The sequence below is a fragment of the Curtobacterium sp. MCBA15_008 genome, assembly GCF_001865065.1.
Classification (GTDB): Bacteria; Actinomycetota; Actinomycetes; order Actinomycetales; family Microbacteriaceae; genus Curtobacterium.
On record NZ_MJGN01000067.1, the window covers coordinates 19128 to 41882 of the forward strand.

Here is a 22755-nt window from a genome sequence, read left to right on the forward strand (position 1 = left end):
TTTATTGGTGCGAGCGCGTGCGTCCGGCGCCTCTGTACGTCCGTCTAGGATCGGGGCATGGTCCGACCCACGTGCCAGCCGTCGTCGCCGTGACGGCCGACGCCTCGCTGCTCGGCGGGTACCTCCGGGCACGACGAGCGGCGGTCAGCCCCTCGGACGCCGGACTGCCCGCGGACGACCGACGTCGTGTCAAGGGCCTCCGGCGGGCCGAGGTCGCGAGGCTCGCCGGCATCAGCACCGAGTACTACGTGCGACTGGAGCAGGGCCGCGAGCACGTCCCCTCCGCCCAGGTGATCGCGGCACTGGCACGCGCCCTCCGGCTCGACGCCGACGGCGCCGCGTACCTGCGGGCGGTCGCGGAACGCGCCCCGGCACCGGAGGCGCCGGGGAGCGGGCGACAGCCGAGCGACGAGGAGCTCCGACGGCTCGTGCGCCGGTGGGACGGCACCCCGGTCTTCGTCGCCGACCGGAACCTCGACATCGTCGCGTCGAACGCGCTCTGCGAAGCGATCGGCGGCGGCGTCCTCAGCCCGGGGCAGAACCGCGTCGAGTACGTGTTCTCCGACGCGTGCCGCGCGAAGTACGCGGCCGAGGAGTGGCAGGCACGAGCTGCGCAGATCGTCGCCGTCTTCCGGTTCAGCGCGGACCCCGCCGACGAGCGGATGCGCGAGGTGCTCGGCGGACTGATGACGCGTTCCCCCGAGTTCGCCGAGCTCTGGGGACGGTACGACGTGGCCATCCTGACCAACGGCGCGTTCGTGCAGGACGTGCCGCCGTTCGGTCAGCTCGACTTCGAGTGGGAGCTGCTCGTCGTCCCCGGGACGGACGGGCTGACGATCACGCCGCTGTTCCCGTCGACGCCGGAGAGCGCGGCGGCCGTCGCGTTCCTCGACGTGCAGGGAAGCGCGGGGCAGCCGCCGGCCTGACGCGGGTGGGCGCGTCGCCAGTGGGCGCGTCGCGGGTGGGGGCGTCGCGTGTTGGAGCGTCGTGGGTTGGAGCGTCGTGGGTGTGGGTGTGGGTGTGGGTGTGGGTCAGAGCGTCCGCACGACGCGCACCGCCGCTTCCGGGGTGTTGACCTTGAACGCGAACGTCTCCTCGACGTAGAGCGAGACGTCGTCACGGTCGTGGTGGAGGTAGCCGAGGGTCAGGTCCTCGCCGATCGTCAGCTCGAAGTCGCCGCCGCGCATGCTGATCACCACCGACTCCTCGATCCCCGGAGCCCGCTCCACGTGCCCGCCGATGATCCCCTCGATCTGCTTCCGGAGCGGGTAGCCCGCGTCGTCGGTCTCGACGATCGCCGCCCAGTCGAGTGGGCTGCAGGCGAACGAGTACGGGCCGTCGACCCCGGCGTCCCGGAGCGCCGCGACCGCGTTCGTGACCGCGACCCGGATCGACTCCGCGGTCCCGTCGTGCGGTTGGGTGGGCTGCGTCGTCGCGCCTCCGACCCCGACGACCCCGCCGGCAGCCCAGCCGCGGAGGACCGCCTCGTTCTCGAGCGCTGCGATGCGGAGTGCGGCCTGGTCCAGTGCGCCGAGGTCCACGTCGGTCGCTCCCCGGGAGAAGTCGACCATCTCCTCGACCCGCACGGTGAACTCGGCGCGGACCTCGCAGAGCGGGAGGACCCGTCGTCGACGGGCGCTGATGCCGGGCGTCCCGTCGATCGTCTCGGTCCGGCCGAGGTCCACGGCCGACCGCTGCCAGCCGTACGGACCGTCGAAGTCGACGACCCGTCGTGCGGTGAGCGCTGGGACCAGTCGGTCCCGGGCTTCGGCGTCGAGCATCGCCCAGGCGTCGGGACCGAACGGTGCGAGTTCTCGGAGGAGGTGGTTCATGGTGTCCGTCCTTGCGGTCGTCTCAGTGATCCGATGCCGAGGTCGTGGTCGTGGTCGTGGTCGCGGTGGGGCGCGGGGGTGGCCAGCGGCGCGTCGCCTGCGGAGGCCGTCGTCGGCACGCCGCCGTCCGTGGTGCCGTCGTCCGCGCCGGCGTCCGCGGCGGCGGCGTCCGGCGGCGGGGTCGCGGCCAGTTGCTCGAGGTCGACCAACTGGTCGTGCGTCGGGGCGAAGAACGTCGCCCCGGTCACCGCGCGCGAGAAGTCGAGCAGTCGGTCGTAGGTGCCGGGAGGATCCCCGACGAACATCCGCTCCAGCATGCGTTCGAGCACCCAGAGCTCACCGCTGTAGCCGATGAAGTACGTGCCGTACTCGTCGCTGCCCGGCCGGCCGAACGGCATGTTGTCCCGGAGGATGTCGTGCTCGACCCCGGCGTCGTCGACGATCGTGGCGAGGGTCTTGTGCGACGGTCGCGCCTCGGTCGCACTGTCGCGTTCGACGTTGTCGGACTTCGACCGCCCGATGATCCGTTCCTGCGCGTCGGTCCCGAGCGCGTTCCACCCCGCCAGGTCGTGGAGGTACTTCTGCACGACGACGTAGCTGCCGCCCGCCCAGGCCGAGTCGGCGTCCCCGACCAGCGCGGAGGCGTCGAGGTCCTGCGCGACGGGGTTGGCGGTGCCGTCGACGAACCCGAGGAGGTCGCGGGTGTCGAAGTACCGGAACCCGGAGACCTCGTCGAGGACGACGGCGTGGTCGCCGAGTGCCGCGAGCAGGAGCCGCTCGAACTCGAAGCAGAAGTCCTGCCGCTCGGCACGGATGTGGAAGAGCAGGTCACCGTGCGTGGCGGGGGCGTCGTGCTTCCCCCCGGAGATCGGCGTGAAGGGACGGAGCTCGCGTGGCCGGACGTGCGGGACGAACCGGTCCCACGCGCTCGCACCGATGCCGACGACGCACGACAGGTGCGCACCGAGGTCACGGAAGCCGACGGTCTTGATGAGCCCGTCGAGGTCGGCGATGACGTCGCGGACCGCTTCGAGGTCGTCGTCGTCCGGTCCGATCGTCATCGTCAGGAAGACGGCCGACCGCGACAGGGGAGCGTCGACGCTCTGCGCGTCGATCGGGACCCGCGCGCCCGACGCCGTCACCGGTCGTCCTCGCCGGTGGGGCGACGGGCGCGTCGCTGCGGTGGTGCGACGTGGCTCGACGTCATGGGCTCCGCTCCTCCCGATCACGATGGTGCTTTCCGAGCGTTCCAGGCGCGCGCTCATCGACGCCTGAGTCGGATGACTCGCCGTGGCCCGGCTCCGGGCAGGGGATGCGCTCACCGTCGAGGGGTGATGTGCGGGCGGACGTCGGGTCAGTAGCGTCCGATCGCACCGGATCGGTGCAGCGCCCGACCGGCACGACCACCGATGATCGAGGAGCGAACGATGACCATCAGCATCGCGGGCACGCGACCGACGCACGGCGACGATCACGACGACGACCTGCTCCGTCGGGCGGTCCACCCGTCGTCGACTGCGGACGACCGCTTCCTGATCCTCGAGGGGGCCGTCGGTACCGGGAAGACCCATGCGCTCGCCGGCATCGCGGCCGCGGCACGAGCGGACGGGCACCGGGTCGTGCGGTTGCGGTCGTCCGGGGGCGACCCCGTCATCTCTGCGTCGTCGTTCGAGCCGTGGATCGCGCTCGTCCAGGGCGCCGCCGAGCGGAGCCAGTCCCCGGCTGGCCGCACCGCCGACGACACCGGTCGTGCCGTCGGGTCAGGCCGGCACGTCGTGCTCGTCGACGACTTCCACACGCTCGCCGAAGTCGCGCGCACCCAGCTGCACACGATGCTCGCGGGCATGGTGCGCGATCCGGGGACGGTGTGCGTCGTCGCGGTCGACGACCGGGAGACGGTCCCCGGCTGGGACGGTCTCCGGTCCGTCCCGCTCCGCCCGCTCGGGCCGGCGGCGATCGACGACCTGCTCCGGCGGGACCGCGTCGACCTCCCCGCCGCCCGCACCGCGGTGCTCCGCCGGCTCGCCGCCGGCAACCCGCTCGTCCTCCGCGCCGTCGGACAGGGATGGAGCGCCGAGTCCCGGACCAGCCGATCGGCACCGTTCCCGGCCCTCTACCCGCCCCTGGGCCCGGCGGCCGAACAGGCGGCGCGCGTCGTCGACGGGCTCGCGCACGCGGAGCGCGAGGCGGCGCTCCTCGCCTCGATCGCCTCGGTCGAGTTCCCGCCCGACGCGGAGCTCGAAGTGTCCACCCTGGACGGGACGTCCACGGCCGAGGGTCGGCTGCCCGCCTCCCCCGGCGCCGGAGCGATCGTCCGCGACCCCGTCGTCCGGGCCCACCTCCTGTCGACGGCCTCCGGCACCGAACTCCGACGTGTCCGTGCGCTGGTCGCCGCCACCGCCGGAGTTCCCGAGCGCCTCCGCGTCCTCGCCCTGGCAACGACGTCGCCCGGCGACGACGACCGCCTGGCCGGCCGCCTGGTCGCCCTCGTCGAGGAGTCCTTCCGGCTCCGCCGCCCCGACGAGGCCGTCACCGCGTTGTTCGAAGCCGCGCGCCTGACCTCGTCCGACGACAGGAGGTCTCGGCTGCGTGCCCGAGCGACGGCCGTCGCGGCGTTCATCGGGGACTTCGCCGTCGTCGACACGGAAGGCGACCGTCTCGCCGGGACGGGGGCCGAGCAACTGCCGGCGATGACGGCCGCCATCGAGTTCGTCCGAGCCGTCCGCTCGGGCGAGGTCCGGGACTGCCGACGCGCCGTCCTCGCTGCGCTCGACACGGCCGACCACGACGACGACCTCCTCGTCACGACCCTGTTCGTCCTCTGCTTCCTCCGCGGCGACCACTCCTGGTGGGACGACGCCCTGTCTCTCGCCGCCGACCGCGACCTCGACCCGGTGCTGCGGCTCGTCGAGGACTGCGTCGACGACTCCCGGTCGGAACACGAGCGGGCGGCCCTGTACCGGGACGCGCGTGCCTCGACGGCCGACGCCCAGCCGTGGAAGGCCGTCGCGTTGCACGTCGCCTGGTCGCTGCTCGACGCGACCGATCCTCGGCGCGACCTCGTCGACGCGATGCTCGGCAGAGCCGGCGGCACCGGCCTCCTCGGGTACTTCCGATCCTGCCGCGACGCGGTGGCCGCCTTCCAGGCCGGGCGTCTGCGCGCCGCGAGCGCCGTGCTCACGCGACTGCACGAGACCGCCGACCGGTGGGGGGCATCGACGTTCGTCGCGCTGGCGGACGCGCTCCACGCCGTGGTCCACGCCGTGCAGGGCGAAGCGGAACAGGCGGTGGAGAAGGCGGAGGACGCGACCCGGTGGGCCCGACAGCACGGCGCCCCGCTCGTGGCACGCACCGCCGACCACGCGCGGACCTCGCTCGACGTCGCGATGGGACGGTTCGAGGAGGCGCACGCCCGGTCGGTCACGCGGCCGCCGGTGGAGAGTCGATGGGTCGCGGACGGCTACGGGCCCGTCGAGCTACTGGACGCCGCCGAGTGCGCGGCACGCCTGCGGCTCCACGACCACGGCATCGCGCTGCTGGAGACGGCCGAGCAGCGGATCGGGAGCCGGGTCTCCCCCCGTCAGGCGCTGGTCCTGCGCGCTGCCCGGGCCGTCCTCGACGTCGGCAACGACGTCCGGGCGGCGTTCGAGGAGGCCCTCGCGACCGTCGACGTCGACACCGCCCCGTACGAGGTCGCTCGCGTCCGGTTCGCGTACGGCGACTGGCTGCGCCGGAACATGCACCCGTTGGACGCTCGGACGCAGTTCCGGCTCGCGGCGAGCGTGTTCGAGGGCCTCGGCGCCGAGCAGTGGCGGCGTCGGGCGCAGTCCGAGCTCCGCGTCGCGGGCGGCGCGTGTGCACCGACGGTGTCGATCGAGTCGGCGGACCTCAGCGAACAGGAACGTCGTGTGGCGTCCCTCGCTGCCGCCGGTCTCACGAACAAGCAGATCGCGAACCAGCTCTTCCTGTCGCCGCGCACGGTGAGCGGGCACCTGTACCGGCTGTTCCCGAAGCTCGGGGTCACGACCCGTGCCGGGCTCCGGGACGCGCTGCTCGGCCTCGAGCGGGCCGGCTAGCCGTCTGACCGCCGCAGCATCCCGACCGCGGAGACCACCACCGCGACCAGGACGAGGGCGACGAAGACGACGAGCACGGGGACCGGCTGGAAGACGACCAGCGCGCCTCCGACGAGCAGGACCGGGACGCACAGTCCCGCGTAGGCGATGAGGAACACCGCGGCCAGGACCGCACCGCGTGACCCGGCGTCCGCGGTCGACGCCGCGCGGGCGAGTGCGCACCGGAAGAGCAGCCCGACCCCTGCGCCGGCGAGGACGCCTCCGAGCGTGAAGAGCGGGAACGACCCGATCACCGCACCGACCGCGAGCAGCACCAGCCCGGCCGGCAGCACCACGAGCACCACGCGGAGCTGCCGGGCGACCGTCACGGTGCGCAGGAGCACCTGTGCGAAGCAGGCGGCAGCGAACACCGAGAACGAGACGATGCCGGCGACGAGCCGGTCCGGTTGGTGCAGCGACACCACGAGGAACGTCGGCGCGAGGGACGTGAACAGGCCGAAGACCGCGAAGGCGGAGAACGCTGCGGCGCCGGCGGCCACGAACGTCGCTCGGGCCTTCTCCGGGACGGCGATCCGCTGCGGCCGGTACGGGCGTCGCTCGACCGGCGGGGCCACCGTCTCGGCGACCATCGCGATCGCCACGAGTCCGAGCACGAAGACGACGAGGAAGACGAGGTGGGGCAGTACCAGCGGGGCGGGGAGGAACTCGGCGAAGAGCCCGCCGACGAGGGGACCGAGCCCGAGTCCGCCGAGGTTCGCGACGCCGGAGACGGTCACGGCGTTCGCCGCGTCCTCCTCCGGGTGGGCGCGGGACCGCAACTCGCCGAGGTGTGCGGTCGCGGTCGCGGTGAGGAGCCCGACCCCGACCCCGCTGACCAGGCGTGCGACGAGGAGGCCCGGCAGCTGGGGCCAGAGGAGGAAGACGACCGCCGCCGCGATCTCCACCGCGACGGCGACGAGGATCATCCGCCGACGACCCACCACGTCGCTGAGGTGCCCGGCCAGGTACAACGCCGCGACGACCCCGACGGCGTAGGCGGCGAACACGAAGGTCACGACGAACTGCGGGAAGCCGTCCGCTCGTTCGTACAGGCCGTACAGGGGCGTCGGCACCGTCGAGTAGGCCATCACCGCGGTGAACGTCACGGCGACGATCCAGAAGCCGGTCCCGTGGCGGACCACCGGGAGCGGTCGCAGCGCGGATCCATCTCGTGTCGCGGTCATGTCACGAGCCTGCACACCCGCGCTGCGGGTCCCAAGCGTCAAACGGCTCGTCGTGGTCCTGCCGGGGCCACCCTCCGGCACGGAGTGTGCGGCCCGTCGCCGCCGGGCAGCCGCCAGGGCCGATCCCGCACGGAACCGGGGGCGTCGACCGGCCCGACGAGCCCGCGGCATTCCCGCTGGGGTAGTGACAGGGCCAGTCGCTGGTCCACACCTCGTCCATAGACTCTGGCCACCCGAGGAGAACTGGTGGACACCGTGTTGACGAACGAGGACCGCGCCGTGCGAGAGGGCCCCTCCGCCCCGCCGGCGCTCCCCGGCCGGCACCGTGAACCGCCGCTCCGTGGTCGGGCCGCCGAACAGTCCGACATCGCCGCGGCGATCCACGGCCTCGCAGCCGGAGCGGGCGACGTCATCGTCGTCCGGGGGCCGTCCGGCATCGGGAAGTCGCGGCTCCTCCAGGAAGCGATCGCGCAGGCCACCGCCGCGCGCGCACGCCTCGCCGTCGCACGGACCGACCGGGACGCCCACCTCATCCCGCTCGCCCCGGTCCTGGACGCCTTCGGCACCGGGCCCCGCCCGATCTTCGACACGCGGCGCTCCGGAGCGGTCGCCGCCGATCCCGAGTCGCGGTACTGGCTCCTCCAGCAGCTGCAGGAGGACCTGGAACGCGCGGCGTCGACCACCGGCGTCGTCGTCGTCCTGGACGACCTGCAGTGGTGCGACACGAGTTCCCTCGCGGTCCTCCGGTCCCTCACGGCACGGCTGTCCGACCTGCCGGTGCTGTGGGTCGTCGCGGTGCGCTCCGAGGACCAGGACCCGTCCGTGGCGGACACCGTCGAGGAACTCTCGACGCGAGGCCGGCTGATCGACCTGCAGCCGCTCACCGACGAGGCCACCGCGGTGGTGATCGGCGACCTGCTCGACGCCGTGCCGGACCAGTCCGTGCTCGACGCCGCCCGCCGCGCCGACAACGTTCCCCTGCTGATCGTCGAACTGGTGCGCGGGCTCGTCGACGAGCACCTGGTCGACCTCCGCGGCGGTGTCGCGACACTGCCGTCACCCACCCTGCCCGTCGCCTTCGGAGCGTCCGTGCGGGAGACCCTTCGACGGCTCTCGACCTCGGCGCGGCAGGTCGTGCAGGTGGGCTCGACGCTGGGACGGACCTTCGACGTGCAGGCGCTCGCCGCGGTGCTCGGCGAGCCCGTGCACCGGCTGCTCCCCGAGTTGCAGGAGGCGCTGGCGGCCGGGGTGCTCGTCGACGAGGGACGCGTGCTCTCCTTCCGGCACGACGTCATCCGCGAGGTCGCGGAGTCGATGATCCCGGCGGCCGCGCGTGACGCGCTCGTCCGGCAGGGCGTCACCGCGCTGCTGCGTCAGGGTGTCCAGCCGTTGACGGTCGCCGCCCGGGTCGCGAACGTCGCCGAACCGGGGGACGTCCAGGCGGCCGACCTCCTCCGGTCCGCGGCGCTCGAACTCGCCGAGACCGACGCCGACCAGGCGAGCGCCCTCGCACTCCGGGCGGCCGAGGTGGCACGTGGGACCCCGGCGCTCCCCGGACTGGTCGCCGACGTCCTGCCGTTGCTCTGGCAGAGCGGCCGGGTCCAGGAGGCCCGCGCGCTCATGACGTGCGTCGACGGGCACCTCGACGTCGAGGACGACGCGCGGCTCCGGCTCGCGATCGCACGGCTCCAGACGGACGGTTCGACGGCGGACGCGCTCCGTTCCGTGCAGTCCGGGCTGGACCTGCCCGGACTGCCCGCCGACTCGCGGACCCGTTTCCTCGCGTTGCGGGCGCTCAACCTCGCCCACGCGGGCGACCACGAGGCGCTCCGGGCCACGCTGGCGGAGGCACGGGAAGCCGCTCGCTTCGGGCCGAATCAGCGGGCGGTCGCGACGCTCGAGGCGAGCGAGTCCGTCCTCGCGTTCAACGAGTCACGCTTCGCCGACGCCACCCGGCTCATCACGTCGGCGATGCGCCGGATCGCCGGATCACCGGAGGCCGCGGCGACGGCCTGGTTGCCGGAGGGGCTGTGGGTCGCGTTCCTCGCGAACGCGACGGGCGACACCGAGCGCGCAGCCCGCATCGCCGAGGCCAACGCGACGGAGACGAGGAACAACCGCCTGGCCCGGGCGTCGGCGTCGTGGATGATGCTCCGGACGCGGGTGCTGTTCGACCAGGGCGAGCTCGAAGAGGCGAAGACCGTCGCCGAGGCCGTGCTCGACATCGCGCAGGACCTGGAACTCGGCGGCTTCGCGGACCTCACCGCGGGTTCGGTCCTCTTCCGGATCGCGCTCGTGCAGTCCGACCGACAGGCGGTGCAGCGGTACCGGCACTTCGCGGAGGACCTTCGGGCAAACCCGTCGCTGCACCGTGCCGGCGCCTGGCTGCTGGCGCTCGAGGCGCAGACGCTCGATGCCGTCGACGAGGCGGTGGCCCTGACCGAGGAGGCGTGGCAGACCCTCGACGAGCCGGTCGCGTCGATGTCGAGCCCGGCTGACCCCGCCGACGACGTGCACCTGCTCCGGGTCTCCCTCCGAGCGGGCCGACACGACCGGGTCTGCCGGATCGAGGCCGTCGCCCTCGCCCGTGCCGAGGCCAACCCGGAGAACGACCTCGCCGCGGGGATCGCGTTGCACGTGCACGGCCTCGTGCGCGGGTCGGCGGAGAGCCTGAGCCGGGCGGTGGTGCGGCTCCGACGCGTGCGACGGCCGCTGGTGCTCGCGTCGGCACTCGAGGACCTCGGCTGCCTCGCTGCAGCGGCAGGCGAGCCGGGCGCCGTCGAGGCCTGGCAGGAGGCCGCCAGGTGGTTCGGAGGCGCCGTCGCGACCCGGGACGCCGAACGCGTCCGGCGCCGGCTCCGTGACGCCGGCGTGCCGACACGACCGGTGTGCGTGGACCCTGCCCAGGACGGCTTGACGTCGCGGGAGCAGCAGGTGGTGGAGCGTGTCGCGGCCGGCCTCACGACCCAGCAGATCGCGTCGGACCTCTTCATCTCCTCGCACACCGTGATCACCCACGTCCGGCACGTCTACGCGAAGTGGGGCGTCTCCTCACGCCGCGAACTGGCCGCCCGCTTCCACGAACAGCGGGCGTCCTGACCCAAGTGCAGTCGAACGACCGACGTGCAGCGTCGACCGGCGGGTGCATCGTTCTCGCATGACGAACACCGCGAACATGATCGACGCGTCCGTGCCGCCCTCCGGGAAGGGGTGCGTCGAGTGCGACGCGACCGGCTCCTGGTGGGTCCACCTCCGGCGCTGCGCGTCGTGTGGCCACATCGGCTGTTGCGACGATTCCCTCGGCCGCCACGCGACCGCGCACTTCGAGGCCACCGGACACGCGGTCATGCAGTCCTTCGAGCCGGGCGAGGACTGGTTCTGGGACTTCGTCACCCTGCAGACGGTGCCCGGGCCGCGCCTGGCGGACCCGCAGAGCCACCCCCGGCGGCAGTCCGTGCCGGGCCCGGCTGACCGTGTCCCGTCCGACTGGGTCGAGGAGCTGGCGGAACGGCCCTAGTCGGCGCGCCCGGTCGTGACCGCCACGGCACGTGCCGTCCGTGCGGCCAGGCCCGGCGGTCAGGCCCGCTGGCCCGGCCCGGCGGCCCGTAGCGCGCCGCCCCGATCAGTCCCGCTCGTCGAGCGCTTCCGACTGCGCGATGAGCCGGTGCATCATCCGGTAGGACCGGAGCTGGTAGGCGAGGTGAGCCGCGGCGAGCGCCACCGTCGCGGCCACTCCCCAGACGATCGACCCCGGGTCGGCGGCGCCGAGCTGGTCCATCAGGATCGCGACCCCCGCTCCGGCGACGATGGAGTTCACGAACGCGATCGCCGACGACATCGTGAAGAGCAGTCGGTACCAGGACGGCGCTCGGCCGATGTCGAGGAGCTCGTTCGCGGCGTGCCGCCCCCGGGGCATGGTGAAGTACGTGTCCGCTTCCGGCAGCAGGCGTCCGTAGTAGCGGCGGATCCGCTGCATCGCGGCGAGCGCTGCGACGTCCTCCAGCGACGTCTCCACGAGGCGTTCGTACGTGAAGGCACCGAGCAGGACGATGACCGGGATGATGGCCGCCAGGAAGCCGAGCGCGAACGGGGTGTGGGCGAGGAAGCCGAACGCCACGAGTGAGCTGGAGAGCGTGGTCAGGTAGAGCGAGGACCTGCTGCTGGACTCGCTGACGGTGATGCTCCGGGCGCTCTCGAGGACGAAGTGCTCGTTGAGGAGCGCACTGAAGAACGCGGCCGGTCGGTCGAGGTGGTCGGCGGATCGGCCGGCGGTGGGGAGCGCGGGGTCGGTTTCGTCGGTCATCGTCGGTCCTCCGGGTGCGGGTCAGTCGGTCTCGGCGAGGTAGCGGTGCACGAGGGTGACGGCGTTGGCACCCTCGCCCACGGCCGCGGCGACGCGCTTCACGGAGCCGGCGCGGACGTCCCCCGCGGCGAAGGACCCGGGGACGCTGGTCTCGAGGTGGTACGGGCGACGGGACAGCGGCCATGCGTCGAGGGCCCCCGGGACGGCGTCGAGGTCGGGCCCGGTGACGAGGCACCCGAGGCGGTCGCGGGTGATGGCGGTGTCGGCGGCCCAGCGGGTGTTGGGCTGCCCGCCGATGCAGATGAAGAGCCGGGTGGCCGGTCGTTCGACGGCGGTGCCGGAGCCGTCGGTGACCTCGATCGAGCGCAGGCGGTCGTCGCCGAGGAGGCGGGTGGCACGGCTGGTGGTCTGCACGGAGATGTTCGGCGCCTGGCGGATCCTGCTGCTCAGGTACTCGGACATGGTCGAGGACAGCGAGTCACCGCGGACCAGCATCGTCACCTGCGACGCCGAGCGGGCGAGGTTCATCGCGGCCTGTCCCGCCGAGTTCGCTCCCCCGACGACGAAGACCTGCTCCCCCGAGCACCGGTCGGCCTCGCTCGTCCCGGCGCCGTAGTACACCCCACGGCCGAGGAGTTCGTCCTCGCGCTCGAGGCCGAGCCGGCGCCACTCGACGCCGGTGGCGCAGATGTTGGCGCGGGCGACGACCTGGCTGCCGTCCGCCAGGTCGGCGTGGATCCGGTGGCCGTGGAAGGCGCCCCGGATCCCTTCGCGCATCAGCAGGAGCTCGGCGCCGAACCGGACGGCCTGCTCGCGGGCGCGCTCGGCGAGGTCCGCCCCCGGGATGCCGTCCGGGAACCCCAGGTAGTTCTCGATGAGGCTGCTCGAGCCAGCCTGTCCTCCGACGGCGTCCCGCTCGAGCAGGACGACGCGCAGTCCTTCGGACGCCGCGTAGACGGCGGCGGAGAGGCCGGCGGGTCCGGCGCCGTAGATCGACAGGTCGTACTCGGTCCGCCGAGGTGCGTGGACCCAGCCCAGTCGGTCTGCGACCTGACGGAGGTCGGGGGCGACGAGCCGCGCACCGTCCGGGAACACGACGACCGGCAGCGTGGCGTCGGCCAACCGGTCCCCGGTGACCTCCACTGACTGTGTGTCGGTGCGGAGCGGGATCCAGTCGAAGTGCACGACGGAACGGGCGAGGAAGTCCGTGATGGCGTGCGCGCTCGCCTCGAACTCGCGCCCGTAGACGCGGATGCGCCGTGACGTCAGCTCCGGCCTCGGGTCCGGGTAGTCGGTCATCAGTCCTCCTGACCGCCAGGGTAGGGACGACCGTGCCGGTCGCACGTGGCCCTCTCAGGACCGGGTGCCCTGCCGGGGGCCCGGGTCGGGCCCCGGTCGCCGCGCCGGGGACCACCCCGGCCGACCGTCGGGGCACCGAGAGCCCGGTCCTTGCCCGTGCCGCACCGAGCACTGGTCCTCCGAGGGCCACCCTCCCGCGCGTCGCTCGGCGCTACCGTGGGTCGCATGAGCCGCAACGGTGCCGAGGGCGCGACCCCTGCCGGTGTGCGCGAGATGGTCGTCGCGATCGGGTGCCTCCCGGCGGTGGTCACCGACCGACACCTCACCGTGGTCACGTCGAACGCGCTCGCCCAGGCCCTCACCGGAGCGTTCCGCCCCGGTGTGAACATCGCCCGCTACGCGTTCCTCGGGCGGCAGGCCGACGACGAGGCGGATCGGAACGACGCGGACGGGGCCGCCACCGGCCGCCTGGACACCATCGCCCAGGTGGCCGCCATGCTCCGGGACTCCCTCGAGCAGCACGAGGAGGACGACGGGTTCCGTCGGCTCGTGGGCGAGCTGTCCTCGCAGAGCATCCTCTTCGCGCGGACGTGGGCGCACGACCACCGGCGGCCTGCACGCACCGGCGAGGTCGGCTTCGCGCCGGCGTCGGTGGGACCGCTGTCGATGGCCTTCCAGGAGCTCCTCATCCCGGACGACTTCGCGCTGCGGTTGCTGCTCTGGCGGCCCGCCGGTGCGCCAGCGTCCCGGCACGCCTACGACCGACTGGTCACGACCGTCACCGCCGAAGACTGACCGTCACCGCCCGGGCGGAGCCGCCCGAGCGGAGCCGCCCGAGCGGGGCCCGCCTGTCACCCCTCGCGCGGACCCGCGCCGAGCGGCCCTGCCCCCACCGCGATGACCTCGGTCAGGTACGCCAGCACCGCCGCCCCGGGCGACCCCGGCGGCGCGTAGAGCAGGTTCACGGTCAGCCCGTCGTGTCCGGGCATCACGAGGTCCTCCCACTCGAACTCCATCGACCCGAACGGTTCCACCTGTTCGATGCAGGTCCCCGACGTGTAGACGTGCACCTCGTGCCGCGCCCACATGTCGGCGAACGTCCCGTCGCCGATGGAGAGACGCCCGACCAGGTCCTGGATCCGCGGGTCCTCCGGATCGGCACGCATGCGCAGCACCGCGACCATCTCCTGCGCACGGCGGTGCCAGTCCGGGTAGGTGTCCCGGTCGACCTCGGTGAACATCCGCAGCAGCCGGTTCGCACCCACCTGCATGCTCGGGCTGAGGGCCGCCGCGAGCGCGTTCGAGGCGACCACGTCGAGCCGGTCGTCGACGACGAACGCCGGGATGTCGGACCGGCGTGCGAGCAGGCGCTGGATCGCGGGTTCGTCGGCGGCGCTGCGGCCCCGCCGTCGCGGACCGAATGGCGGACGGGCGAGCCGACGGAGGTACGCCACGGCGACTTCGTCGAGCGCGAGTGCCCGGCCGAGGCAGAGCACCACCTGGTCGGAGGGCTGGTGGTCGCGGCCCTGCTCGAGACGCAGGTAGTACTCGGCGCTGATGCCGGCGAGGGTGGCCACTTCCTCTCGGCGGAGTCCGCGGACCCGCCGGTTCGGTTCGCGTGGGAGCCCGACGTCCTCGGGCTGGGTCAGGTCGCGCCGTGCGCGGAGGTACTCACCGACCAGGGAAGCGTGCGACGGCATCTCTGCTCCTTCTCACCGGGCAACGAGGCCGGGCCGCCAGGACGGCGGCACCGCGGGGTCATCGTCCCGCGCCCGCGCTACGTCCAAGACCAGCGCTGCGCGATCCGACAAGACGGCCTGCGCGATCCGACAAGCCGCAGGCAAGCAGCAGCCAGGCAGCGGCCAGGCAGCAGCCAAGCAGCGGCCAGGCAGCAGCCAAGCAGCAGGAAAGCACCACGCAAGCAGCAGCCAGCCAGCAGGCAAGCACCACGCAAGCAGCAGCCGAGCAAGCCAGCACGCCAGCAGCCCGGACGCCCAGCAGGTCAGCCCTCCCCGTCCCGACCCCGCCCCGCCCGGTACTCCTGCGGCCCGACCCCGAAGCGCGCCCGGAACGCCCGGCTGAAGCTCGACGCCGAGCCGAACCCCGCCCGACGCCCGACGGCCTCCACCCCCACGTGGTCGACCAGCTCCGGGTCGCGGAGCAGCCCGGCCGCCCGCCGCAGTCGGGACTCTGCGATGAGCCGTCCCGGCCCCGCGTCCTCACCCTCGAACGCCTTCTGCAGCGTCCGCGGCGACACCTGCATCGCCGCGGCGACCGTCCCCACCGTCAGGCCGGGGTCCGTCGAGAACAACTCGATGTGCCGCTTCGCCCGGATCCGGAGCGCGAGGGCCGCCGCGTCCGAGGGGACCTGCCGGACGGTCGCGTCGACGGCGAACCCGTTCGCGAGCGAGATGAGCGCCTGTCCGGCGGCCGCTTCGCTCGCCGCGTCCCGCCCGTCCCCGAGGTCCGACCGGAGCACACTCGTCGCCACCGACGCGATCATCACGGGCACGCCGGAGGTCAGGGGGAACACGCCGTCGGTGAGGTCGTCGAGCTCGCTGCCGCTCAGGTGCAGCGCGCTCCGCTCCATCCGCACCGACACCGCCACGAACCCCGGGGTCACCCCGAACTCGTGGATGCGCTGCATGCGGTCGACGCTCAGCGTGCCGGCGCCGTTGACGGTCTCGCTCGACGACCGGCGCACGGTGATCGCCCCGGAGGCGATGAACGCCCACACGACGGCATCGCCCGGGTCGACGTAGGCGTACTCGTCCGGGTCGGCCGCGTTGGGCGCCCGGGTGCGGGTGACGGTCACGGGGCCGATCCGGCGGCTCTCGACGACCGCGACGCTGCGGCCGGGGAACCGGCCGTCCTCGCGACGTGCGAAGGGGAGGTACACGCTCGTCCTCCCCTCACGGGTCACTGCCCCGAGCCTATTGCCCGACGTGCGCCGCCGGGTGGGTCGATCGACCCGACCCGACGGCGGGTCGCCTCCGCGTCGCTCGGCTCCGATCCGGCCGGGAGGCGCGGAGCGGCCATGCGCGCCGCTCGCGTCCGCCTCGTGGCCGGTGCCGACCCCGGCTCCCGGTCCGGTCCGCCGTCCGGGTGCGCCGTCCGGGTGCGCGGTCCGGGTGCGCTCGTGTGACGACCGTGTAAAAGATGGTCCGACCAATGAACCAAGGGGACCAAGTCGCCCTAGGGTTCTGCACATGGAACACGGACACGGCCTCCACCGGGGGCGGACCCTCGGCGCGGCCACCGCCGCACACCTGGGGCGCCTGGTGCGCGACGAGCTCTCCCCCGGTGACAAGCTGCCGCCCGAGCGGACCCTCGCCGAGGACCTCGCCGTCTCACGCACGACGGTGCGCGAGGCCCTGCAGGAACTCGAGCGCCGCCGGCTCGTCTCGCGCACCCCGGGCCGCGGGACCGTCGTGCTGCCGCGGTCGGTCGAGGCCGACCAGCTCCTGGGGTTGGTCGACGGAGCCCGCTCCGAACGGGACCCGTCCGAGACCGAGCACGTGTCGGAGTTCCGCGCCCTCGTCGAACCGCAGATCGCGGGGCTCGCCGCCCGCCGTGCCGACGAGTCCGACCTCCTGCAGCTCGAGGGCGTGCTCGCGTCGACCCACGCCGGCCTCAGTCCCGCCGAGTCCCTCGCGCAGGACGTCGCCTTCCACGTGCAGGTCGCCCGGGCCTCGGGCAACCCGCTGTTCGTGTCGCTCTGCGAGCTCAGCAGCGGCTGGGTCGAGGACGTCCGCGCGAAGTCGCACAGCACGAGTCACGGGCGGCGGTCCTCGTTCGAGTGGCACGAGCGCATCCACGACGCGATCCGCCGGCACGACGAGGCCGCCGCCCGCCAGGCGATGGCGGACCACCTGACCGACGTCGCCCACCTGGTCGAGAGGACCCCCCACCAGTGACGCACACCACGACCGCCAGCCGGACGCTCCAGCCCGGCACCGGCCCGATCCGCGCCGACCACTACCTGCCCGTCGACGCCCAACAGGTCGCGTGGGGGCGGCTGCCGAACGGTGACTCGAGGCCGGCCCTGACCGTGCCGGCGGGCACCGAGGTGACGATCGACACGGTCAGCCACGAGGGGATCCTCCCCGACCAGGGCAGCGACCCGCTGGCGTTCTTCGCGCGCCACGGCATCGCGCCGGACGCCGTGCTCGAGGACGCGATCGCCGTCACCCGGAACACCCGCCGGGACCCGGACCAGGACGGCCCGCACGTCGTCTCCGGGCCGATCGCGGTCGAGGGCGCCGAGCCGGGCGACGTCCTCACGATGACCGTCGTCGAGACGCTCCCCCGCGTGCCCTACGGCGTGGTGTCGAACCGCCACGGCCGCGGCGCCCTGCACGGCGAGTACCCGGTCGACGGCCGCACGGTCAGCGTCTTCGCCGACGTGGTCACCGACGACGACGGCGCCTGGGGGCGGATCCCCCTCACCCCGGCACGGGAGCGCTTCGCCCGGTTCCCGCTCGCCCCGTTCCTCGGCATCATGGGCGTCGCGACGCCCGGCGACCGGCTGCACTCCGTCCCGCCCGGACGGCACGGCGGCAACATCGACGTGAACCTGCTGCAGGCCGGCGCGCAGCTGCACCTCCCGGTCCTCGTGCCGGGGGCGCTCGCCTACGTCGGCGACCCGCACTTCGCGCAGGGCGACGGCGAGGTCGCGCTCACCGCGATGGAGGCATCCCTCCGCGCGACCGTCCGGTTCGACCTCACGCCGGCCGGCGAGGCGGCAGCGCGCTTCGGCGACCTCGTGTGGCCGCTCGTCGAGACGCACGAGCACCTCGTGCCGACCGGCCTCGACCCGGACCTCGACGAGGCCGTCCGGGCATGCGTCCGGCACGCCGTCGCGATCCTCGGCGCCCGTTACGGCATGGAACCGCACCTGGCGTACGCCTACCTCAGCGCAGCCACCGACTTCAACATCTCGCAGGTGGTCGACCTCGTGACCGGTGCCCACGCCCGCATCCGCAAGAGCGACTTCGAGGGAGCACGATGAGCCCCGCCGAGCACGCACCCGACGGGCTCCTCGAGGCCCTCGACGCCTACGAGGCCGCCCTGATGGCGAACGACCTCGACGCGCTCGACGACGCCTTCGTCCGCGCCCCGGACACGCTGCGCGGGGACGACCGCGGGCTCCTCGTCGGCCACGACACGATCAGCGCCTTCCGCGGCGCCCGCGGCGGGGTGCCCGAGCGCACCCTCACGCGGGTCGAGGTCCGGACCCTCGCCGACGACCTCGCCCTCGTCGTCTCGGTCTCCGGCTTCACCGCGGGCGGCAACGGCCTGCAGACCCAGCTGTGGCGACGCACCGACGGCACGTGGCGCATCTCGGCCGCCCACGTCACCGGACGCCCCCGCGCGTTCGACCCGACGATCTGGCGCACGGTCGGCGACCCGCTGCTCCCCTCGACGGGGACCGGCCCGCTCGACGGCACGACCGTCGCCGTGAAGGACCTCTACGCCGTCCCCGGCCACCCGGTCGGCGCCGGCAACCCGACCCACCTAGCCGAGTCCACGCAACAGGCCGTGCCCGCGGCGGCCGTCGCAGCGCTCCTCGACGCGGGCGCGTCGATCCGCGGGATCGCCCGGACCGACGAGTTCGCCTACAACCTGACGGGGCGGAACGAGCACCACGGCACCCCGCCCAACGGGGCGGTCCCGACGGCACTGCCGGGAGGCTCGTCCAGCGGCTCCGCATCGGCCGTCCGCCTCGGGATGGCCGACATCGGACTCGGAACCGACACCGCGGGATCGGTCCGGGTCCCCGCCTCGTACCAGGGACTCTGGGGCCTCCGGACGACCCACGACGCCGTCTCCCGCCAGGGACTCCTGCCGCTCGCGCCGTCGTTCGACACCGTCGGGTGGCTCACGCGCGACCCGGACCTGCTCGGCCGGGTGCTCGACGCCTCGGTGCCGGATTCCCGCACGACCGACGACGACCCGCCCGCGGTCCTGACCGTCGTCACCGACCTCGTCGACGCCGCCGAACCCGCCACCCGCGATGCCTTCCGCGCGCTCGTCGGCACGGACCTCGCCGAGGTCACGCTCACCGAGCTCGGGATCCCACCGCTCGAGGTGCTCCGCGAGACGATGCGTCTCGTGCAGGCGGCCGAGGCCACCGCTGCCCACGGGCCGTGGATCGCCGCACACCCGGGAGCACTCAGCACCGTCGTCGGTGACCGGTTCGCCGCCGCGGCCGCGAACCCACCCGAGCAGGTCGCCGACGCCGTCGCACGGCTCGCAGCACTGCGCGCGACGATCCGCCACGCTGCCGTCGGCCGCGTCCTCCTGTTCCCCACCGCCCCCGGACCGGCACCGTCCCTGACCGCCGACACCGTCACGCTCGAACGTGCGCGGACGGCGACCACGGCGATGACGAGCCTCGCGAGCGTGGGCGGCCTCCCCGCGGTGAGCGCACCGGCCGTCACGGTCGACGGCGCGCCCGTCGGGATCTGCCTCGTCGGCGCTGCCGGCACCGACCGTGCCCTCGTGCGCACCGCCGGGCGGATGCTGCGGGACTAGGCCGAGCCGCGCCTCCCGGCCGGCGCAGCAGACCAGCGCGACCGCTGCGCGTGGGCGACCGCCCACAGTCCCACGGCGCTCGCCGCGGCGACGTTGAGCGAGTCGACGCCGTGCGACATCGGGATCCGGACGGTGGTGTCCGCCGAGGCCACCGCCGCATCGGTGAGGCCCTGGCCCTCGGTGCCCATCACCAGGGCGACCTTCTCCGGCACGTCCGCGACGAACGCGTCGAGGTCGACCGAGCGGTCGGTGAGCGCCATCGCCGCCAGGTGGAATCCCTGTGCGCGGAGTTCCTCGCCCGCGGCCGGCCACTCGCCGATGCGTGTCCACGGGACCTGCAGGACCGTGCCCATGCTGACCCGGACGCTCCGTCGGTACAGCGGGTCGGCGCACCGCGGGCTGACCAGGACGGCGTCCGCACCGAGCCCGGCGACGCTCCGGAACACGGCCCCGACGTTCGTGTGGTCGACGATGTCCTCGAGCACGACGACGAGCTTCGCGTCCCGCACCACGTCGGCGACGTCCGGCAGTGCCGGGCGCTGCATCGCCGCGAGGGCGCCACGGTGCATGCGGAAGCCGGTGAGGTCCTCGAGCAGGGCGTCGGGGCCGACGAACACCGGGCCGTCGTGCTCGGCGACGAGCGGCAACACGCTGTCGAGCCACTTCTCCTGCACCAGCACGCTGCGGGGCACGTGCCCGGCGCGGACCGCGCGCTCGATGACCGTGTTCGACTCGGCGATGTAGAGGCCGCCCTCGACCTCGCTGACCCGGCGGAGCGCCACGTCCGTCAGCCGGGCGAAGTCGTCGAGGCGGGGGTCGTCGAGGGAGTCGATGCGGACGGCGTGCACGGGGCTCGTTTCAGTGTGGTGCGTGCTGGGAAGTGGGTGCGGTGCGTGCTGGGAAGTGACCGGGACGGTCGGCTGTTGAGGGTACCGTGAACACGATGGCCACGAGCGAACAGCCCAGCACCGCGGACGCGGATCTCGACCGCGCGGTGGAGCTGCTCGCCGGCAAGCGGATCGCGGTGCTGTCCGGCGCCGGCCTGAGCACCGACTCCGGCATCCCCGACTACCGCGGAGCGGGCCGGGTCGTGCGGAAGCCGATGACCTTCCAGGAGTTCCGCGCCGACCCGGCGAAGCGCCAGCGCTACTGGGCAGGATCGCACCTCGGCTGGCGCACCTTCGCCGCCGCACGGCCGAACCCCGGACACCGGGCGCTCGCCGGACTCGAACGCGACGGCATCGTCACCGGCGTCATCACCCAGAACGTCGACGGACTGCACCTCCGCGCCGGCTCCCGCCGCGTCGTCGAGGTGCACGGCTCGATGGACCGCGCCGTGTGCCTGACCTGCGGGCAGGTGTTCTCGCGCGCCGACCTCGCGACCGTGCTCGACCGCGAGAACCCGTGGATCGACGAGCCCGGGTCGGTGCAGCTCCAACCGGACGGCGACGTCGAGATCACCGACGTCGAGCGGTTCCGCGTGCCCGACTGCTCGGTGTGCGGCGGCGTGCTGAAGCCCGACGTGGTGTTCTTCGGCGAGTTCGTGCCCGCCGAGAAGTTCCGCGAGGCCGTGTCCATCGTCGCCGAGGCCGAGGCGCTGGTCGTCGTCGGCTCCTCGCTCACCGTGAACTCCGGCGTCCGGCTCGTCGACCACGCCACGCGGCGGAAGCTCCCGGTCGTCATCGTGAACCGCGGCGAGACCCGCAGCGACCGTCGGGCAGCGGTGAAGCTCGACGCCGGCACCACCGAGACGCTGCAGGCCCTGGCGGAACGGCTCGACCCGTCTGCGATGATCGAGCGGTGACGACGCTCCTGTACCTGGTCCGGCACGGCGAGACCGACTGGAACGCGCAACGACGCATCCAGGGCTCGACGGACATCCCCCTCAACGCGACCGGACGCGCCCAGGCCGCCGCGACCGCCGTCCTGCTCGAACGCCGACGCTTCGACGCCGTGGTGGCCTCGCCGCTGTCCCGCGCCTTCGAGACCGGCTCGATCATCGCCGACCACCTCGGGCTCGCGGCGCCGGCGACCGCCCCCGGGCTGGCCGAGCGCTCCTACGGCGAAGCCGAGGGGCTCACCAACGACGAGGTCCTCGAGCGGTACCCGCACGACGACATCCCCGGGCGGGAGTCCCGCAGCGCGCTCCTCGCCCGGGTCACCGAGACCCTCGCCGAGATCGCCGTGCGCTACGACGCCGGCTCCGTGGTGGTCGCCACGCACGGCGCCGTCATCCGGAGCATCGTGAACGCCGCAGCGCCGGGCACCGCCGACCGGCACCAGACGCCGATCCGGAACGGCTCCGTGCACTCCTTCCGGTGGGACCCCGAGCGCTTCCACGCCGAACTCGTCCGGTTCGACGACCCGATCGACGACGTGTCGGACGGGCCGGGACGGTACGCGTTCGAGTACCAGAACCCGCTCGAACGTCGCGGTTGAGGCACGATCCGGTCACCCCCGAACCGATGTCGGACCCGCCGTACTAGGCTCCGAGGGACTCGCAGACCCGTGCGCGTGAGGGGGCTGACATGACCGTCGACGAACCAGGCACCGGTGGTGCCCGGCCGGGGTGGCCACAGTCCACCGAGGCGGACGACCTCGACCGCGCCTTCGGACCGGGCACCGAGTCGGTCGCCGTCCGCACGCCGCGGCAGCGCCTCGGCCGCGGGGCCCTCATCGCGATCGGCGTGGTCGTCACGGCCGGGGTCATCGCCGTCGTGCTCGTCACCATCATCGGCAGCGTGCAGAACGGCGTCGGTGGTGTGTTCCCCCGCCCGCAGGCCGCACTCGACCGCTTCGGCTCGGTCGCGGGCGAGGTCGACGGCGTGCAGCGCGTGCGGGACGACGAGCCCACGAAGACCTCGTTCGCCAGCTACGACGTGCAGTCCACCGTCGCCGTGGCCCCGACCCTGTCCGACGCCGAGCGCACCGCCGTCGTCGACGCCCTCAGCGACGCGGCGGACGACGCGAGCGGCAACGGCGTGCGGGTGTTCGCGGTGGCGGACCTCGGCGTGCTCGAGGTCGGCGTCTCCGCCGACGGCGAGGCCACCGGCAAGCGCCTCGCACTCGCCCGCCAGCTCGACGCCATCGGCGGGGTGACGGGCGTGCGGTGCTCGTGGGGCGACGATGCCCCGTCGGACGAAGCCGCGGCGCAGACGATCACGGTCGAGACGCACGGCACCGGGAACGCGCTCGGCGCCATCATGGCGAAGGCGACGCAGGAGGCCCACGCTGTGTTCCCCGGCGCGACGCTCGAGTCGGCGGCACCGGCGTCTTGACGCGCGTCGCGCCCCGTCCCGTCCCGTCCCGTCCGTCCCCGTCCCGTCCGCGCCCGTCCCGCGAAAGCGACAGTTCGCCGCCGATGTTCGGCGCCCTTCTGTCGCTTTCGCGGCTCAACGCGAGTCAGTCCGCGCAGCTCTGTCGCTTTCGCGCCCAGCGACACTTCTCGTGCCGCGCGCCGCGAGATCTGTCGCTGAGCCCGAAAC

Annotated in this window: 19 protein-coding genes; 11 read left to right on the top strand and 8 right to left on the bottom strand. The window is 73.6% G+C overall.

Annotated features, from left to right (window positions below; all coding sequences use genetic code 11):
- Positions 1-71 precede the first annotated feature (71 nt).
- Positions 72-926 (top strand): helix-turn-helix domain-containing protein, encoded by an 855-nt coding sequence (locus BIU96_RS17790; RefSeq protein ID WP_071293948.1) that lies wholly within the window; start codon positions 72-74, stop codon positions 924-926.
- A gap of 105 nt (positions 927-1031) precedes the next feature.
- Here the strand turns inward: BIU96_RS17790 and BIU96_RS17795 are convergent, their stop codons facing one another.
- Together BIU96_RS17795 and BIU96_RS17800 are read right to left on the bottom strand one after the other, a co-directional pair.
- Positions 1032-1832 carry a family 1 encapsulin nanocompartment shell protein gene (locus tag BIU96_RS17795; RefSeq protein WP_071293949.1) on the bottom strand — a complete coding sequence of 267 codons (801 nt, stop codon included), beginning with the start codon at positions 1830-1832 and terminating at the stop codon, positions 1032-1034.
- A complete protein-coding gene (locus tag BIU96_RS17800; protein WP_071293950.1) occupies positions 1829-2974 on the bottom strand; it encodes a Dyp-type peroxidase in 1146 nt (381 codons plus the stop codon). The genes BIU96_RS17795 and BIU96_RS17800 overlap by 4 nt, the downstream gene beginning before the upstream one ends.
- A gap of 285 nt (positions 2975-3259) precedes the next feature.
- On the opposite strand from BIU96_RS17800, the gene BIU96_RS17805 reads away from it, so the two are divergent.
- Positions 3260-5908: a LuxR family transcriptional regulator gene (locus BIU96_RS17805; RefSeq protein WP_071293951.1), complete on the top strand. Its 2649-nt coding sequence runs from the start codon at positions 3260-3262 to the stop codon at positions 5906-5908.
- Here the strand turns inward: BIU96_RS17805 and BIU96_RS17810 are convergent.
- Positions 5905-7131 carry an MFS transporter gene (locus BIU96_RS17810; RefSeq protein WP_071294000.1) on the bottom strand — a complete coding sequence of 409 codons (1227 nt, stop codon included), beginning with the start codon at positions 7129-7131 and terminating at the stop codon, positions 5905-5907. The genes BIU96_RS17805 and BIU96_RS17810 overlap by 4 nt on opposite strands.
- A 246-nt stretch (positions 7132-7377) precedes the next feature.
- Here BIU96_RS17810 and BIU96_RS20455 point away from each other — a divergent pair, with 246 nt between their 5' ends.
- Together BIU96_RS20455 and BIU96_RS17820 are read left to right on the top strand one after the other, a co-directional pair.
- Positions 7378-10230, top strand: coding sequence for a helix-turn-helix transcriptional regulator (locus BIU96_RS20455; RefSeq protein ID WP_083403063.1), 2853 nt, complete (start codon positions 7378-7380; stop codon positions 10228-10230).
- Between the two features lie 58 nt (positions 10231-10288).
- Positions 10289-10648 carry a UBP-type zinc finger domain-containing protein gene (locus BIU96_RS17820; protein WP_071293952.1) on the top strand — a complete coding sequence of 120 codons (360 nt, stop codon included), beginning with the start codon at positions 10289-10291 and terminating at the stop codon, positions 10646-10648.
- Between the two features lie 105 nt (positions 10649-10753).
- Here the strand turns inward: BIU96_RS17820 and BIU96_RS17825 are convergent, their stop codons facing one another.
- Both BIU96_RS17825 and BIU96_RS17830 read right to left on the bottom strand, forming a co-directional pair.
- Positions 10754-11434: a hypothetical protein gene (locus BIU96_RS17825; RefSeq protein WP_071293953.1), complete on the bottom strand. Its 681-nt coding sequence runs from the start codon at positions 11432-11434 to the stop codon at positions 10754-10756.
- Between the two features lie 21 nt (positions 11435-11455).
- Positions 11456-12733 (bottom strand): NAD(P)/FAD-dependent oxidoreductase, encoded by a 1278-nt coding sequence (locus tag BIU96_RS17830; protein WP_071293954.1) that lies wholly within the window; start codon positions 12731-12733, stop codon positions 11456-11458.
- Positions 12734-12958: 225 nt separating this feature from the next.
- Here BIU96_RS17830 and BIU96_RS17835 point away from each other — a divergent pair, with 225 nt between their 5' ends.
- On the top strand, positions 12959-13528 hold the full coding sequence (locus tag BIU96_RS17835) for a hypothetical protein (protein ID WP_071293955.1): 570 nt from the start codon (positions 12959-12961) through the stop codon (positions 13526-13528).
- Between the two features lie 56 nt (positions 13529-13584).
- Here the strand turns inward: BIU96_RS17835 and BIU96_RS17840 are convergent, their stop codons facing one another.
- Positions 13585-14433 (bottom strand): helix-turn-helix domain-containing protein, encoded by an 849-nt coding sequence (locus BIU96_RS17840; RefSeq protein ID WP_071293956.1) that lies wholly within the window; start codon positions 14431-14433, stop codon positions 13585-13587.
- A 302-nt stretch (positions 14434-14735) separates the two neighbouring features.
- Entirely contained in the window at positions 14736-15656 is a 921-nt protein-coding gene (locus BIU96_RS17845; RefSeq protein ID WP_175477605.1) for a helix-turn-helix transcriptional regulator, read from the bottom strand.
- A 286-nt stretch (positions 15657-15942) separates the two neighbouring features.
- On the opposite strand from BIU96_RS17845, the gene BIU96_RS17850 reads away from it, so the two are divergent.
- The 3 genes from BIU96_RS17850 to BIU96_RS17860 are packed head-to-tail and all read left to right on the top strand — an operon-like array spanning position 15943 to position 19270.
- A complete protein-coding gene (locus tag BIU96_RS17850) occupies positions 15943-16650 on the top strand; it encodes a FadR/GntR family transcriptional regulator (protein ID WP_071293958.1) in 708 nt (235 codons plus the stop codon).
- Positions 16647-17744, top strand: coding sequence for an acetamidase/formamidase family protein (locus tag BIU96_RS17855; protein ID WP_071293959.1), 1098 nt, complete (start codon positions 16647-16649; stop codon positions 17742-17744). The genes BIU96_RS17850 and BIU96_RS17855 overlap by 4 nt, the downstream gene beginning before the upstream one ends.
- On the top strand, positions 17741-19270 hold the full coding sequence (locus BIU96_RS17860; protein ID WP_071293960.1) for an AtzH-like domain-containing protein: 1530 nt from the start codon (positions 17741-17743) through the stop codon (positions 19268-19270). The genes BIU96_RS17855 and BIU96_RS17860 overlap by 4 nt, the downstream gene beginning before the upstream one ends.
- On the opposite strand, the gene BIU96_RS17865 is transcribed toward BIU96_RS17860, so the two are convergent.
- Positions 19267-20118: an RNA methyltransferase gene (locus BIU96_RS17865; protein WP_071293961.1), complete on the bottom strand. Its 852-nt coding sequence runs from the start codon at positions 20116-20118 to the stop codon at positions 19267-19269. The two genes, BIU96_RS17860 and BIU96_RS17865, sit on opposite strands and share 4 nt — an antisense overlap.
- Positions 20119-20213: 95 nt before the next feature.
- Between BIU96_RS17865 and BIU96_RS17870 the strand changes: the two genes are divergently transcribed.
- The 3 genes from BIU96_RS17870 to BIU96_RS17880 all read left to right on the top strand — a co-directional run bounded on the left by BIU96_RS17870 (position 20214) and on the right by BIU96_RS17880 (position 22548).
- Complete coding sequence (locus BIU96_RS17870; protein ID WP_071293962.1) at positions 20214-21074, top strand: Sir2 family NAD-dependent protein deacetylase; 861 nt, start codon at positions 20214-20216, stop codon at positions 21072-21074.
- A complete protein-coding gene (locus BIU96_RS17875; protein WP_071293963.1) occupies positions 21071-21709 on the top strand; it encodes a histidine phosphatase family protein in 639 nt (212 codons plus the stop codon). The genes BIU96_RS17870 and BIU96_RS17875 overlap by 4 nt, the downstream gene beginning before the upstream one ends.
- Positions 21710-21798: 89 nt before the next feature.
- Entirely contained in the window at positions 21799-22548 is a 750-nt protein-coding gene (locus BIU96_RS17880) for a hypothetical protein (protein ID WP_071293964.1), read from the top strand.
- The last annotated feature ends 207 nt before the right edge of the window (positions 22549-22755 follow it).

What these genes read in the sequence shown, in the direction of transcription:
- BIU96_RS17795 (WP_071293949.1), bottom strand. Translation starts at nt 1,832, where the DNA reads ATGAACCACCTCCTCCGAGAACTCGCACCGTTCGGTCCCGACGCCTGG.
- BIU96_RS17805 (WP_071293951.1), top strand. Translation starts at nt 3,260, where the DNA reads ATGACCATCAGCATCGCGGGCACGCGACCGACGCACGGCGACGATCAC.
- BIU96_RS17810 (WP_071294000.1), bottom strand. Translation starts at nt 7,131, where the DNA reads ATGACCGCGACACGAGATGGATCCGCGCTGCGACCGCTCCCGGTGGTC.
- BIU96_RS17820 (WP_071293952.1), top strand. Translation starts at nt 10,289, where the DNA reads ATGACGAACACCGCGAACATGATCGACGCGTCCGTGCCGCCCTCCGGG.
- BIU96_RS17825 (WP_071293953.1), bottom strand. Translation starts at nt 11,434, where the DNA reads ATGACCGACGAAACCGACCCCGCGCTCCCCACCGCCGGCCGATCCGCC.
- BIU96_RS17830 (WP_071293954.1), bottom strand. Translation starts at nt 12,733, where the DNA reads ATGACCGACTACCCGGACCCGAGGCCGGAGCTGACGTCACGGCGCATC.
- BIU96_RS17835 (WP_071293955.1), top strand. Translation starts at nt 12,959, where the DNA reads ATGAGCCGCAACGGTGCCGAGGGCGCGACCCCTGCCGGTGTGCGCGAG.
- BIU96_RS17840 (WP_071293956.1), bottom strand. Translation starts at nt 14,433, where the DNA reads ATGCCGTCGCACGCTTCCCTGGTCGGTGAGTACCTCCGCGCACGGCGC.
- BIU96_RS17850 (WP_071293958.1), top strand. Translation starts at nt 15,943, where the DNA reads ATGGAACACGGACACGGCCTCCACCGGGGGCGGACCCTCGGCGCGGCC.
- BIU96_RS17860 (WP_071293960.1), top strand. Translation starts at nt 17,741, where the DNA reads ATGAGCCCCGCCGAGCACGCACCCGACGGGCTCCTCGAGGCCCTCGAC.
- BIU96_RS17870 (WP_071293962.1), top strand. Translation starts at nt 20,214, where the DNA reads ATGGCCACGAGCGAACAGCCCAGCACCGCGGACGCGGATCTCGACCGC.
- BIU96_RS17880 (WP_071293964.1), top strand. Translation starts at nt 21,799, where the DNA reads ATGACCGTCGACGAACCAGGCACCGGTGGTGCCCGGCCGGGGTGGCCA.